Origin of the sequence: Nocardia sp. NPDC051833, assembly GCF_040681225.1 — a bacterium.
In the GTDB taxonomy this organism is placed as follows: domain Bacteria; phylum Actinomycetota; class Actinomycetes; order Mycobacteriales; family Mycobacteriaceae; genus Nocardia.
On the sequence record NZ_JBFAYK010000004.1, the window covers coordinates 323,633 to 336,951 of the forward strand.

General features: G+C 70.5%; 11 protein-coding genes. 8 read left to right on the forward strand and 3 right to left on the reverse strand.

Annotated features, from left to right (window positions below; genetic code table 11):
* Nucleotides 1-6: 6 nt before the first annotated feature.
* Nucleotides 7-969: a DUF2332 domain-containing protein gene (locus tag AB0L91_RS29910; protein ID WP_365015743.1), complete on the reverse strand. Its 963-nt coding sequence runs from the start codon at nt 967-969 to the stop codon at nt 7-9.
* Nucleotides 970-1,148: 179 nt separating this feature from the next.
* Here AB0L91_RS29910 and AB0L91_RS29915 point away from each other — a divergent pair, with 179 nt between their 5' ends.
* The 4 genes from AB0L91_RS29915 to AB0L91_RS29930 all read left to right on the forward strand — a co-directional run bounded on the left by AB0L91_RS29915 (nt 1,149) and on the right by AB0L91_RS29930 (nt 8,121).
* Complete coding sequence (locus tag AB0L91_RS29915) at nt 1,149-2,099, forward strand: ComEA family DNA-binding protein (protein ID WP_365015745.1); 951 nt, start codon at nt 1,149-1,151, stop codon at nt 2,097-2,099.
* Between the two features lie 205 nt (nt 2,100-2,304).
* The gene (locus tag AB0L91_RS29920; protein ID WP_365015746.1) at nt 2,305-5,787 is read left to right on the forward strand and encodes a ComEC/Rec2 family competence protein; all 3,483 of its coding nucleotides are present in this window, start codon (nt 2,305-2,307) and stop codon (nt 5,785-5,787) included.
* Nucleotides 5,747-6,718 (forward strand): DNA polymerase III subunit delta, encoded by a 972-nt coding sequence (holA, locus tag AB0L91_RS29925; RefSeq protein WP_357348025.1) that lies wholly within the window; start codon nt 5,747-5,749, stop codon nt 6,716-6,718. Before AB0L91_RS29920 ends, holA begins: the two co-directional genes overlap by 41 nt.
* Nucleotides 6,719-6,828: 110 nt before the next feature.
* Nucleotides 6,829-8,121, forward strand: coding sequence for an LCP family protein (locus tag AB0L91_RS29930; protein ID WP_365015748.1), 1,293 nt, complete (start codon nt 6,829-6,831; stop codon nt 8,119-8,121).
* On the opposite strand, the gene AB0L91_RS29935 is transcribed toward AB0L91_RS29930, so the two are convergent.
* Together AB0L91_RS29935 and rpsT are read right to left on the reverse strand one after the other, a co-directional pair.
* Complete coding sequence (locus AB0L91_RS29935) at nt 8,122-8,364, reverse strand: hypothetical protein (RefSeq protein WP_355278607.1); 243 nt, start codon at nt 8,362-8,364, stop codon at nt 8,122-8,124.
* A 98-nt stretch (nt 8,365-8,462) separates the two neighbouring features.
* A complete protein-coding gene (rpsT, locus tag AB0L91_RS29940; RefSeq protein WP_355278610.1) occupies nt 8,463-8,723 on the reverse strand; it encodes a 30S ribosomal protein S20 in 261 nt (86 codons plus the stop codon).
* 396 nt (nt 8,724-9,119) lie between these two features.
* Here rpsT and AB0L91_RS29945 point away from each other — a divergent pair, with 396 nt between their 5' ends.
* The 4 genes from AB0L91_RS29945 (at nt 9,120) to AB0L91_RS29960 (ending at nt 13,317) form a co-directional block, all read left to right on the forward strand.
* Nucleotides 9,120-10,655, forward strand: a complete 1,536-nt coding sequence (locus tag AB0L91_RS29945; protein WP_355279251.1) for a circularly permuted type 2 ATP-grasp protein — start codon at nt 9,120-9,122, stop codon at nt 10,653-10,655.
* A gap of 5 nt (nt 10,656-10,660) precedes the next feature.
* Nucleotides 10,661-11,638, forward strand: a complete 978-nt coding sequence (locus AB0L91_RS29950) for an alpha-E domain-containing protein (protein WP_355278613.1) — start codon at nt 10,661-10,663, stop codon at nt 11,636-11,638.
* Nucleotides 11,635-12,477, forward strand: a complete 843-nt coding sequence (locus AB0L91_RS29955) for a transglutaminase family protein (protein WP_355278616.1) — start codon at nt 11,635-11,637, stop codon at nt 12,475-12,477. Before AB0L91_RS29950 ends, AB0L91_RS29955 begins: the two co-directional genes overlap by 4 nt.
* 66 nt (nt 12,478-12,543) lie before the next feature.
* Nucleotides 12,544-13,317 carry an aquaporin gene (locus AB0L91_RS29960; protein WP_355278618.1) on the forward strand — a complete coding sequence of 258 codons (774 nt, stop codon included), beginning with the start codon at nt 12,544-12,546 and terminating at the stop codon, nt 13,315-13,317.
* Nucleotides 13,318-13,319: the final 2 nt, after the last annotated feature.

The window sequence follows — 13,319 nt, forward strand, 5'->3', positions numbered from 1 at the left end:
TGCCCGCTACGCCGGGCCGAACCAGTCCAGTGACTGACCGTGCGGCCCGGCGTACGCGACCGGCTCTCCGTCGATCGCGAGCACCATCCGAGCCCGTCCCGAATCCCGCACGGGCACACGATCGGTGAACTCGGCGATCACCCCGGTGCCCTCCTGGGACACCCAGTGGCAGGGCAGCGCACGGACCGCGGCGATGAATCCCTCGCGTGCCGCCGGCGGCAGGTAGGTGAGCACCGCGCTGTGGAACACGACCACGGTGCTGTCGCGGGGCGCCGCGTCGACCAGTTCGGCGACTCGCTCGTTCAGGTCGCCCGTCACCAGTGCCGGTGGGTTCGCGGCGGCGATCGCACACGCGTTGCGCAGCCTGGACAGTCGGTCGTCCTGCCCAGGCCAGACGAGTGCTTCCAGCCACTCCCGGTCGCGAATGTCCGCCGCGTCGAGCGGGTTCAGGTCGACTCCGGCGCGATGCACGACCTCGGGTAGCCGCTGCGGAATCGGCACGGCGCCGGTGGTCGTGCACCGCAACACCACCGAGGACGGACCGTCCGCCGGATCCAGGGCGAGCGCGCCGTAGCGATAGCTGTAGCGGTCCGGGTAGAGACAGAGCCCCGCCGACGCGCCGACCTCGATCAGCGACAGCGGTCCGGGCAGGCGGGCGAGGACCGGCAGCAGGGTGGCCGCGCGGCCCGCTTCGTTGGTCTGGGTGCGCCGGGTGAGCGCGGTCGCCGCGATCGACGGCCAGTGCGTGATCAGCTGCTCGCGGAAATCGCGATAGGGCACCGCGATCGCGCCGTGGACCCGCGCGGCCGCCAGCACCAGGTTGGGCTGCTGTTTGCCGGTCGGCAGCGCGGCGATCAGCGCTAGCACCGCCGGGTCCTCGGCGATCTCGAGCGCGCGCCGGTGGTACAGCGGGGAATTGCCGTTCGCCTCGCGGTGGGCGAAGTCGCGGAATCGTTGTGCGAGGTCCATGGATCCATCCGTACGTGGTCTCGGCCATGGGCGCACCGTATTCGCTCGGGCAGCGCGGATGCCGGTCCCGACGACCGCGTGACCGGGAGTTGTCCACAGGCTCACGGTTGTCCACAGGTTCGCTCGAGGCCCAGGTCGGCGCCGGGTTCCCGCGGTCGCCGCCTCGTAGCGTCGCCGGCATGTCACGACACGACGAACACGAGCGGGTACGGCAACGGCTGGGTGGGTTGGCGTTGCGCGACAAACCCGGGTCCGGCTCGCTGCGCGGGGAGCCGGACCCGGCCCGTCCACGCCGCAGCACCGAAGGTCGGTGGGACGCGGAGGAACTCCCCTCGACCGGGGAGGTGCGGTCGCCGGGGTGGCTCGACGAGGGTGCCGACTCCCGGAGACTGCGCCGCCTCGTTCCGGACCGGTTCCGCCGGGCGCGGGTCGACCCCGGCCGCCGCGGTGCGCTGGTTCTCGGCCTGGTGGGGGTGGCGGCCGTCGTCTGCACCGGTGCGCTGGTTCTCCGCGATCAGCCGACGTCGCAGTCGTTGCCGCCGGTCCCCGTCGTCCGCGCGGAGACCTCGGGCACCCACTCGGAACCGAGCGCGGGCCTGGCCGCGGTGGCCGGCGCCGTGCCGAGCCCGACCGCGGAAGTCGTTGTCAGCGTGGTGGGTCTGGTCGAACGGCCGGGGCTGCACCATCTGCCGGGAGGCGCGCGCGTCGCCGACGCCATCGAGCGTGCGGGCGGTGCCACCGACGGCGCCGACCTCGCGGGGCTGAACCTGGCCCAGCGCCTCACCGACGGAGACCAGGTCGTCGTCGGCACGACCGGCCCCCAAACGGGACCGCCACGTCTCGGGAGCGTCATGATCGGCGCCGCCGACCGCGCCCCCGCCTCGGGGCCGAACGCCACGAGCGCGCCGTCCCCGAACACCAGTACCCCGAACGCGAAGGCGCGCATCAACCTGAACACCGCGACGGAAGCCGAACTCGATGCCCTCCCCGGCGTCGGCCCGGTCACCGCCAAAGCAATCCTCGCCTGGCGCACCACCAACGGCCGATTCACCGACGTCGCCCAACTCGGCGAAGTCGACGGCATCGGCCCAGCCCGCCTGGCCCGCCTCCGCGACCTGGTGACGACGTGACCGAGCCGATCGACCCGGCGGGCACCGGCGCGGACGTTTCGACGCCGGAGGCGGAGCCGATGCCTGCGAGCGCGTCCTCCACCTGTTTCGCGGATTGCGTCGAACACTCCTACAGCAGTATGGAATTCGGGTGCTTCGGGGTGTCGTCGGTGCTCGGGCGGAGTCCGGTGTGTCGTGACGCGCCGATGTCGAACCCGGATTCGGAATGAGTGCCGCGGCCCAGGACGAGGTAGCGGAGGAGGCCGAACGCCAGGTGCTGGACATGCGCCTGGTCCCGGCGGCACTGGGCTGCTGGGGCGCGACGATCGTGGCGGTGTCGCTCGGATGGTTCGCGGGGCTCGTGCTGGCCGTCGGTGCGGTGGTGGTCGCGCTCGGCTCGTGGGTGGTGCTGCTGTGGGCGATCGCGCACGACCGTGAGCGCTGGAGGGTAGTCGCGGTCGCCGGGTTGGCGACGATGGTGGTGACGGCCGGATTCGGCGCGGCGGGAGCCTGGCGCGCGCACCACGTGCAGGCTCACCCGCTGCGGGAGTCGTTCGGGCGGACAGTGACGGTGCTGGCCGTGGTCACCGACGACCCGAAACCGATGCGGGCGGGCGGATTCGGCGGACAAAGGCGGTGGATCGTCCACGCCGAGCTGCGTGAGTTCGGCCGAAGCACGAGCGGTCCGCTCGCCAGCGGGCCGGCGGTGAGCGGGCCGGCGGTGAACGGGCCGGCGGTGAACGGACCGGCGGCGAGCGGGCCGGCAGTGAGCAGACTGGCAATGAGCAGACCGGCAGTGAGCAGACCGGCGGCGAGTGCGCCAGCGGGGAGCAGACCGGTGGTGAGTGCATCAGCGGTGAGCGGGCCGGTGGCGAGGACACCGGCGGTGAGTGGGCCGGTGGCGAGGGCACCGGCGGCGAGTGCGCTGGCGGCGAGTGGGCTGGCGGCGAATGCGCAATTGGTCCGTGCTGACGGTTCGGTCGGGTCGACGACCGTCAGGGGCGGTGGGGCGCTGGTGATTCTCGCGCCGGGGGAGGGATGGGCGGATTTGTCTCCCGGTCAGGTCGTTCGGTTTCGGGCGAAGGTCGCCGAACCGAATCGGTCGGACTTGACGGTGGCCGCGTTGCACCCCGTCGGCGCGGCGGAGCGTGTCGGGATACCGCCATGGTGGCAGCGGATGGCAGCGGGCGTGCGGGCGGATCTGGCGGCGGCTTCGGCGCGGGCGTTGCCACCTGATGCGGCGGGACTGCTACCGGCGCTCGTCGTCGGCGACACCGCCGGGCTGTCCGAGGAGGTGAGGGATGCCTTCGAGATCGCAGGTCTGCAACACCTTTGTGTGGTCAGCGGTGCGAACTTCACGATCCTGCTCACCGCGCTGCTCGCATTGACGAGATTGCTGACCGTGGGTCCGCGGACGAGTGCCGCGGCCGCTGCGGTGACGGTGGTGATGTTCGTCGTCCTCGCGCGGCCTGATCCGAGCGTGCTGCGGGCGGCTGCCATGGGTTCGGTGACGGTGCTCGCGTTGCTCACCGGGCGGCGCAAGCAGGCGTTGCCCGCGCTGGGTGCCGCGGTGATCGGATTGCTCGGTGTGGCACCGCAGTTGGCGGTGAGCGCGGGGTTCGCGCTGTCGGTGCTCGCCACCGCCGGTCTGATCCTGCTCGCGCCGTCCTGGGTGGACTGGTTGCGAGCGCGGGGGTGGTGGCGCGCACCCGCGGAGATTGTCGCGGTGTCGGCGGGTGCGTTCGCCGTCACCCTTCCGCTCATGGTGGCGCTGTCCGGGCGGGTGAGCGTGGTCGCCATCGTCGCGAACGCGTTGGTCGCGCCGGTGGTCGGGGTGATCACCGTGATCGGTGCGGTCGGCGCGGGCCTCGCCTGCCTGTGGGGTGATGTCGCGGTGTGGGTGCTGTGGTGCGCGCGCCCGCCGATGTGGTGGCTGCTCACGGTGGCCGACCGGGTCGCCGCGGTCCCCGGTGCCACGGTCTCGGTGCCGTCCGGTATGAGCGGGGGACTGGTCGCGGCGGCGATCGTTGTCGTCCTGGTGGCCGCCCTGCGGTGGTCGAAGGCCCGCCGACTGCTCGCCGTCGGCACCCTGGGCATCGCGGTAGTGCTTGTCCCAGTGCGCCTCTGGCAGCCAGGGTGGCCGCCCGCGGGCTGGGTGCTGGCGATGTGCGATGTAGGCCAAGGCGACGGCCTCGCCCTCTCCGTCGCGCCCGGCGCCGCGATCGTGATCGATACCGGACCGGACCCCCGCCCGATCCGCCGCTGCCTGGACCGCCTGCACATCACCCAGGTCCCACTCCTGATCCTCACCCATCCCCACGCCGACCACATCGACGGTCTGGCCGGCGTGCTCCGCGGCCGCACCATCGCCGCGATAGCCACCGCACCAGGCGAACTCCACCCGACCAGCCACGGGCACCTCACCAGTGATGGCTCCTCCACCAGTGGATCTTCCGCCGGTGGCAGGCGGTCCGTTGGTGCTGGGCCCTCCATCGGGAGCGGGTCGTCCGGCGGTGATGGGGGGTCCGTCGGTGGCGGCTCCTCCGTCGGTGGCGGCTCCTCCGTCGGTGCTGGGCCTGACATCGGGAGCGGGCGGTCCTCCGGTGGCGGGCCCTCCGTCGGTGGCGGGCGGTCCAATGGTGCTGGGCCCTCCGTCGGTGGCGGGCGCTCCGGCGATGATGGGCCATCCTCCGGTGATGGGCCGACCGCTGATGACGGGCCGACCGCTGATGACGGGCCGACCGCTGATGACGGGCCGACCGCTGATGACGGGCCGTCTGGTGGTGACGGGCCGTCCACCAGCGACGAGCCGTCCACCCGTGACGGCTCCTCCACCAACGACGGGAGCCCCGTCACCGACGGCCTTCACCCGAACGGCGAACACTCGACTACACCGCCTCTCACCGCTGAACAGGGCATTGTGGCGCAGCGACATTCGCCTGCCCACAGCACCGAGTCGGGTGGCATCGAGCGAGTCGTCGAGCTCGCGGAGTCCGCGCGGATCCCGCTGATGGAACTGCACAGGGGACATGTACTCACGTTCGGGACAGTCGAATTGACGGTGTTGGCACCGGGTCAGGAAGCCCCTTCGTCACTGGATCTGGACGACGCCAACGATCGCTCTCTGGTGCTGAGGGCGCGTACCGCTGTCGGCACGATCCTCTTCACCGGCGATATCGAAGCCACCGCGCAGTCGCGGGTGTCGCGCGACCACGACATCCGGGCCGACATCCTCAAAGTTCCCCATCACGGGTCCCGCACCACCACACCGGAATTCCTGCGCGCGGTCCACCCGCGCCTGGCCTTGATCAGTGCCGGGACGGACAACTCCTTCGGTCACCCGCATGCCACGGTCATCGCCGCGCTGGACACGCTCGCCGTGGTGGTCGCCCGCACCGACCGTCACGGCGACGTCATCGTGTCGGGTACCGCCGCGGACCCGAGAATCGCCACGTCCCGACGACGGGCTCGTACCCGCACCGACCGCCACGGTCCACGAGGCATCCGCGGTGACATGGCCTCGGGCGCCGGTCGACGACACCGCGGGCACCGGGGTTTCGGTGCCGGCAGGCCGGGTCGGGCTCGCCCACCGCCGGCCCGTGGAGAGCGGCGCACCGACGAAGGACCGCGGCCGGTTCGCTGTCGGTGCCCGAACGTAGGATCGCCTGGTGAGCGAACGCCCTGCCGCGGTACATCTGGTTCTCGGTGACGAGGAGCTGCTGGTCGAACGCGCGGTGGCGCAGGTGACCGGCCAGGTGCGGGCCTGCGCGCCGGACCCGGACTCGGTGCCCGTCGACCGGCTGCGCGCCGGTGACGCGAGTACCGCCGAACTGGCCGAGCTGCTGAGCCCGTCGCTGTTCGCCGAGGACCGGGTGATCGTGCTCGAATCGGCCGCGGAGGCGGGCAAGGACGCGGTGGCGGTGATCACCGACGCGGCCGCCGACCCGCCGGCGGGTGTCGTGCTGATGGTGCTGCATTCGGGCGGTGGCCGGGCCAAGGCACTGGCTCCCGCCCTGCAGAAGCAGGGCGCGGTGGTGCACGAGTGCGCCAAGCTCACCAAGGCCACCGAGCGGGCGGAGTTCGTGCGGGCGGAGTTCCGGGCCCTCGGCGTCCGGGTGGCGCCCGACGTGGTGCAGGTGCTGATCGAGTCCGTCGGCTCGGAACTGCGGGAACTGGCCGCCGCGTGTTCGCAGCTGGTCGCCGACACCGGCGGCAAGGTCGACGTGAACGCGGTCCGCCGCTACTACTCGGGCCGTGCCGAGGTCAGCGGCTTCGACGTGGCCGATCTCGCCGTCGCGGGCGACCGCCCGGCCGCGATGGAGGCCCTGCGCTGGGCCACCGACCGGGGTGTCCCGCACGTCCTGCTCGCGGACGCGCTCGCCGACTCCGTGCACACCATCGCCCGCGTCGGTTCCGCGGGCCGGGGTGACCCGTTCAAACTCGCCCAGCAGCTCGGCATGCCGCCCTGGAAGGTCAAGAAGGCCCAGGCCCAGGCCCGTGGCTGGACCCCGGCCACCATCGGCACAGCGCTCCACGTGGTCGCCACCCTCAACGCCGACGTGAAGGGTGGCGCCGCCGACGCCACCTACGCCGTGGAACACGCCCTCTCCCGCATCCTCGATCTCCGCGCCGCGGGCTGAGGGCCACACCGCCCCGGTCCACTCGCTGAGCGGACACGCCGGGACACGCTGGAATCGGGACCGAATCGCGATGTCGGTGCGGTCGTGCGGCTGGCACAGTTGATCATGACATGGACGACCCGACCGTCAGCCGGACCGGGGAGCACGGGAGCAGGGGCCGCGCTCGTGCCTCGGCGGGCCGGTTGGCCAGGGCATTCGGGAAGGGTTTCGCCGCCGGGATGTCGGCGCTGGTGGTCGCCGTCACCGCGTACGGGTGGTCGACGGCGGGCAGTTTCGACGCCGGGTTCCTGCGCTCGCACGCCATCGAGGACGACGCGCCCCATTCGCTCGGTGGGGATCTGAACATCCTGCTGATCGGGCTCGATACCCGCCGCGATCAGAACGGGAACGAGCTGCCGCCGGAAATCCTGGACCAGTTGCACGCGGGAGACGGCGACGAGGGCGGCTACAACGCCAATACGCTGATCCTGGTGCATATTCCGGCCGCGATGGACAAGATCGTCGCGGTCTCGATTCCGCGCGACGACTACGTGCCGGTCAGTGGTATTCCCGGCTACACCCACGCCAAGATCAAGGAGGCGTACGGGCTCAAGAAGGCCGCGGTGCAGGATCAGCTGATCGCGCGCGGGGTCACCGATCAGCGCAAGCTCGAGCAGGCGGGCCGGGAGGCGGGGCGCGCCTCGATCGTCCGGGCGGTCCGCGATCTGACCGGGGTGCCGATCGACCGGTTCGCCGAGATCACCCTCGCCGGCTTCTACGATCTGGCGGCCACGCTGGGCGGGGTGGAGGTGTGCCTGAACCATCCGGTGCAGGACCTCGAGTTCTCCGGCGCGGACTTCCCGGCGGGCCGCCAGCATCTCGACCCGGCCCAGGCGTTGGCCTTCGTGCGGCAGCGGCACGGACTGGAGAACGGCGATCTGGACCGCACCCACCGGCAGCAGGCGTTCCTCACCTCGGTGGCCAGGCAGCTGCGCAGCGCGGGCACCCTGACCGACCCCGGCAAACTGTCGGCGCTGATGGAGGTGGCGCACCGCAATATCGTCCTGTCGGACGGCTGGAACATGACCGAATTCGTGCGCACGCTCGGCTCCGCGAAGGACCCGCAGGTCGAATTCCGGACCCTGCCGATCCTGCGCTACGACGTGATCAACGGGCAGGACGTGAACATCGTGGACCGCTCGGCGATCCGCCGCGAGATCGCGGCCGCGTTCGGGATGCCGGTCCCCGCCACCACGACCACCCGGCGCACCACGGCGCGGACCGAACCGCCCGCCGCGTGGCCGTACGAGACGACGACGGGCGCCTGGCGGACCAGCACGACCACCTCGGTGTCGGAGACCCCCGACGCGGGCACACCGGTCCGCAGCGACATCACCTCGGGGCAGATCCCCTGTGTGAACTGATCAGTCGCCGACGACGGCGAGTTCCTCGTCGTCCTCGAGATCCTCGTAGCGACCGTCCCACTCCTCGTACAGCGGGACCTCGTCCTCCCTGGTGACGATCCACGCGGCCGCGAAGCCGCCGTCCTCGTCCGGGACCATCACGTTCTCGATCTTGAGACCGAGCCCCAGGATCTCCGCGGCGCGGATCACCTCGGCCAGGTCGTCGCCTCGTACCACCGTCTGATTCGCGTACACCGTCAGCATGCGCGGAATGGTAGCCGACGACAAAAGCCGCCGTGGTCATCGAGGCCACGGCGGCTGCGTCTTGCGAAGTATTGCTGAGCGGGGAGCCCCCGCTCCGATCAGATCTTGTTCAGAGCCAGCGCGAGCGCGGACTTCTTGTTGGCCGCCTGGTTGGCGTGGATGACGCCCTTGGACGCGGCCTTGTCGAGCTTGCGGCTCGCGAACTGCAGCTGCTCGGCAGCCTTTTCCTTGTCACCGGTCGCGGCAGCTTCGCGGAAGTTGCGGATCGCGGTGCGCAGCGCGGACTTGACCGACTGGTTGCGCTTGCGCGCCGCCTCGTTGGTACGGATCCGCTTCATCTGGGACTTGATGTTGGCCACGCCTGTATCCTCTGGTTTCCTGTCGCTGGGTGGTATGTCTCGAAAGCTCGTCGGGCGCGCGCCCACGATGCAGCAGATGGTGCTGAACTACGGGTAACACCGCGCCGAAGATCGAGGTTACCAGCTCGGCACCGCCCGGCGAAATCGGGCTCCGAACGCCCGCCACGGGCCCCGCCGATTTTCACCCGTTTCAGGTGATGCAAGAAATTTACCTGTGTCTCACACGACCCCGCTGCCGGGTGATGCACAGTTTTTCTCATGACCTCCACCACAGCGCCGAGTACGGCTCGATCTGCATCACCGGCGTTGGTGAGAACGAACGGGCATCCGGTGAACACGCACGCCGGTTTGTTCGAGGGGTACGGCCCCGGCCGCTTCGCCGACGCCTTCGACGAGATGTTCGACGCGGCGGGACGAGTCCGGGCGCCGTACAAGGGTATCCACGCCGCGATGGCCGCCAACGACGTCGACGACCTGGCCAAACGCTCCGACGCGCTGGACCGGGCGTTCATCGACCAGGGCATCACCTTCTCCCTGTCGGGCCAGGAACGCCCGTTCCCGCTGGATCTGGTGCCGCGGGTGATCGCGGCCGCGGAATGGGCCAAGCTCGAACGCGGCATCAAGCAGCGGGTCACCGCGCTGGAGCTGTTCCTGGCCGACGTCTACGGCGAGCAGAACATCCTGCGCGATCAGGTGATCCCCAAGCGGCTGGTGACCTCGTGCGAGCACTTCCACCGCGAGGCCGCCGGGCTGGTGCCGCCCAACGGGGTGCGCATCCACGTCTCCGGCATCGACCTGGTGCGCGACGAACGCGGCGACTTCCGGGTGCTCGAGGACAACCTGCGCTCGCCGTCGGGCGTCTCCTATGTGATGGAGAACCGGCGCACCATGGCCCGGGTCTTCCCCGACCTGTTCTCCTCGCACCGGGTGCGGGCGGTCGGCGACTATCCCGCCCACCTACTCCGGGCGCTGCGGGCCTCCGCGGCGCCCAACGAGGCCGACCCGACCGTGGTCGTGCTCACCCCGGGTGTGCACAACTCCGCCTACTTCGAGCATTCGCTGCTGGCCAGGCAGATGGGCGTCGAGCTGGTCGAGGGGCGCGATCTGTTCTGCCGCGACAATGTCGTCTACATGCGCACCACGGCGGGCGAGCGCCAGGTCGACGTCATCTACCGGCGCATCGACGACACCTTCCTCGACCCCATGCACTTCCGCCCGGACTCGGTGCTCGGCGTCGCGGGCGTCCTCAACGCGGCCCGCGCGGGCAATGTGGTGATCTCCAGCGCGGTCGGCAACGGCGTCGGCGACGACAAACTCATCTACACCTACGTGCCGACGATCATCGAGTACTACCTCGGCGAGAAGCCGATCCTGCCCAATGTCGACACCTTCCGCTGCTGGCTCGACGACGAACGCGAGCAGGTGCTCGACCGGGTGGGCGAACTCGTGGTGAAGCCGGTCGAGGGGTCCGGCGGCTACGGGATCGTCATCGGGCCGGACGCGACACCGCGCGAGCTGGAGGCGATCCGGCGCAAGGTCAAGGCCGATCCGCGTGGCTGGATCGCCCAGCCGGTGGTGCAGCTGTCGACGGTGCCGACCAAGATCGGCAACGATCTCGCGCCCCGGCACGTCGACCTGCGTCCGTTCGCGGTCAACGACGGCGAGGACATCTGGGTGCTGCCCGGCGGGCTGACCCGGGTCGCGCTGCCGGAGGGCTCGCTGGTGGTGAACTCCAGCCAGGGCGGCGGCAGCAAGGACACCTGGGTGCTGGCCGGGCGCTCCGGTCCGGTCGACCGGGAACTGGCCGGTCCGGAACTGGTGAGCGATCCGCCGCAGGCCGATTCGTTCGAGATCGGCCGCGAGCTCAGCGCGCCGCAGGCCAATCAGCAACAGCAGCAACAACAACAGACGCAGCGGCTGATCGGGGACTGACACACATGCTTGCTCGCAACGCCGAATCCCTCTACTGGATCGGCCGATACGTCGAGCGCGCCGACGACACCGCGCGCATTCTCGACGTCGCCGTGCACCAGCTGCTCGAGGACGCCACCGTCGACGCCGACCGCACTTCCCGGGTGCTGCTCAAGGTGCTGGGGATCGAACCGCCGGAGGGACTGCACCTGGACGTGTGGTCGGTGACCGACCTCGTCGCGTTCAGCCACGACCACGGTGTATCGATCAGCGACTCCATCGGCAAGGCCCGCGAGAACGCCCGTGGCGCACGAGAAGTCACCTCCAGCGAGATGTGGGAGTGCCTCAACGCCACCTACAACGGGCTGGCGACGGCGGAGAAGGCGGCGCGTGGCCTCGGCCCGCACGAGTTCTTCTCCTACATCAAGGACCGCGCGGCGATGTTCACCGGGCTGACCGACTCGACCCTCTCGCGCGACGACGGCTACCGGTTCCTGCTGCTGGGCCGCTCCATCGAACGCGTGGACATGATGGTGCGCCTGCTGCTCTCGCGCGCGGGCGACCGCACGTCCTCGCCCGCCTGGGTGACGGTGCTGCGCTCGGCGGGCGCCCACGACACCTACCTGCGCACCCACCGCGGCGCGCTCGACGCCGCCAGGGTCGCGGAGTTCATCCTGATCGACCGGCTCTTCCCGCGTTCGGTGTTCCACACGCTGCGCGTCGCCGAGGCCTGCCTGACCGAGCTCGACCAGCGGCCGGGCAGCCGCGTCGGCGCGCGGCACGAGGCCCAGCGGGTGCTGGGCCGCGCGCGCAGCGAGCTCGAATTCCTGCCGCCCGGTGTGCTGCTGGAGGACTTGCAGAGCAGGCTGCTCGCGCTGCAGAAGTCGTGCCGGGAGGTCAGCGAGGCCGTGTCACGCCAGTACTTCCACGCCGCCCCCTGGGTGGCGTGGACCGATGTGCGCAGCAGTTCCGACGGCCGCGTGCAGGTGGAAGGAGAATTGTGAGCTGGCGGATCAGGGTGGTGCACACCACCGGATATGTCTACGACGCGCCCGTGACGCGGTCGTTCAACGAGGCCAGGCTGACGCCGCGCGCCGACAGCAGGCAGAACGTGATCCTCAATCGCGTCGAGACCGTGCCCGCCACCAGGTCGTATCGCTACACCGACTACTGGGGCACCGCGGTCACCGCCTTCGACCTACACGCGCCGCACACCGAACTCGAGGTGACCGGGTCCTCGGTGGTGGAGACCGAGCCGTTCGCGGAGCCGACCGAGGAGCTGAGCTGGGACGACCTGCGCGGCGGCCGGATCGTCGACCGGTTCGACGAAATGCTCAGTCCCACCGCCTATGTGCCGCGCGATCGCAAGCTGGCGACGGTGGCCAGGCAGCTGTCCCGGGGCGAGGAGCCGGCCAAGGCGGTGGTGCGCGCGGCCGAGTGGGTGCACAAGGAGATGGACTACATCGCGGGCACGACCTCGGTGCACACCTCGGCGTTGCAGGCGTTCGCCGAGCGGCGCGGGGTGTGCCAGGACTACGCGCACCTGACCCTGGTGTTGTTGCGCAGCATGGGAATTCCCAGCCGCTACGTCTCCGGGTATCTGCATCCGAAGCCGAGCGCCGAGATCGGTGAGACCGTGGCGGGCCAGTCGCATGCCTGGGTGGAGGCCTGGACGGGGCAGTGGTGGGGCTACGACCCGACCAACAATCTGGCCGTCAACGAGCAACACGTCTCGGTCGGCGTCGGCCGCGACTACGCGGATGTGCCACCGCTGAAAGGTGTTTTCTCCGGCGGCGGCTCGACCGACCTCGAGGTCGTTGTGGAGGTCACCCGCCTGGCGTAATGTCCACCTCGCTCGTGCGGACCCCGCTCGCCGCGGGGATGAATCCTCCCGGAGAGGTGGTGGCCGATGCCCACTGCACAGGAACTCGTCGAGTCCGAGGTCGTACCCGAGCCGAAGAAATGGGCCGCCGAAGGGCTCGGCACTTTCATCCTGGTGATCTGTGGCGTCGGCACGCTGGTGCTGGCGGGTGACCGGGTCGGGTCGCTCGGGGTGGCCTTCGCGTTCGGTCTGACGCTGATGTTCCTCGTCTACGCGATCGGGCCGATCTCGGGCTGCCACGTCAATCCGGCGGTCACCCTCGGTCAGCTGCTGCTCGGCCGGATCTCGGCGGTCGGCGCGGCGGGCTATGTGATCGCGCAGCTCGTCGGTGCCTTCCTGGCCGGGCTCGTGCTGTTCGCGCTGGCCAAGAACCTGCCGTCCTACGACCGCGCGGTCGACGGGCTCGGCGCCAACGGCTGGGGCGCGCACAGTCCGTCGGCGATCCGCGGGCCGCTGGGTGAGGTCGTCGTCCAGAACGGGTACGGCCTGGCCGCGACCATCATCATCGAGGTGATGCTGACCGCGCTGCTGGTGTTCGTGGTGCTGGCCTCGACGGACCAGATCTCCGATGTGCCGCTGGCCGGCCTGTCGATCGGTGTCACGCTGACGGTGATCTACCTGGTCTCGCTGCCGATCGACAACACCTCGGTGAATCCGGCCCGCAGCCTGGGCGTGGCGCCGTATCAGGACGGTGCGATGGCACAGGTGTGGGTGTTCGTGCTGTTCCCGCTGGCCGGTGGCGCGCTGGGCGCGCTGGTGTACGGCCTGATCTTCGGCCGGTCCAGGGACGTGCTGACCTAGGT

Coding starts and splice junctions, on each gene's coding strand:
- AB0L91_RS29910 (WP_365015743.1), bottom strand. CDS start 969: ATGGACCTCGCACAACGATTCCGCGACTTCGCCCACCGCGAGGCGAAC.
- AB0L91_RS29915 (WP_365015745.1), top strand. CDS start 1,149: ATGTCACGACACGACGAACACGAGCGGGTACGGCAACGGCTGGGTGGG.
- AB0L91_RS29920 (WP_365015746.1), top strand. CDS start 2,305: ATGAGTGCCGCGGCCCAGGACGAGGTAGCGGAGGAGGCCGAACGCCAG.
- AB0L91_RS29930 (WP_365015748.1), top strand. CDS start 6,829: ATGGACGACCCGACCGTCAGCCGGACCGGGGAGCACGGGAGCAGGGGC.
- AB0L91_RS29935 (WP_355278607.1), bottom strand. CDS start 8,364: ATGCTGACGGTGTACGCGAATCAGACGGTGGTACGAGGCGACGACCTG.
- AB0L91_RS29945 (WP_355279251.1), top strand. CDS start 9,120: ATGTTCGACGCGGCGGGACGAGTCCGGGCGCCGTACAAGGGTATCCAC.
- AB0L91_RS29950 (WP_355278613.1), top strand. CDS start 10,661: ATGCTTGCTCGCAACGCCGAATCCCTCTACTGGATCGGCCGATACGTC.
- AB0L91_RS29960 (WP_355278618.1), top strand. CDS start 12,544: ATGCCCACTGCACAGGAACTCGTCGAGTCCGAGGTCGTACCCGAGCCG.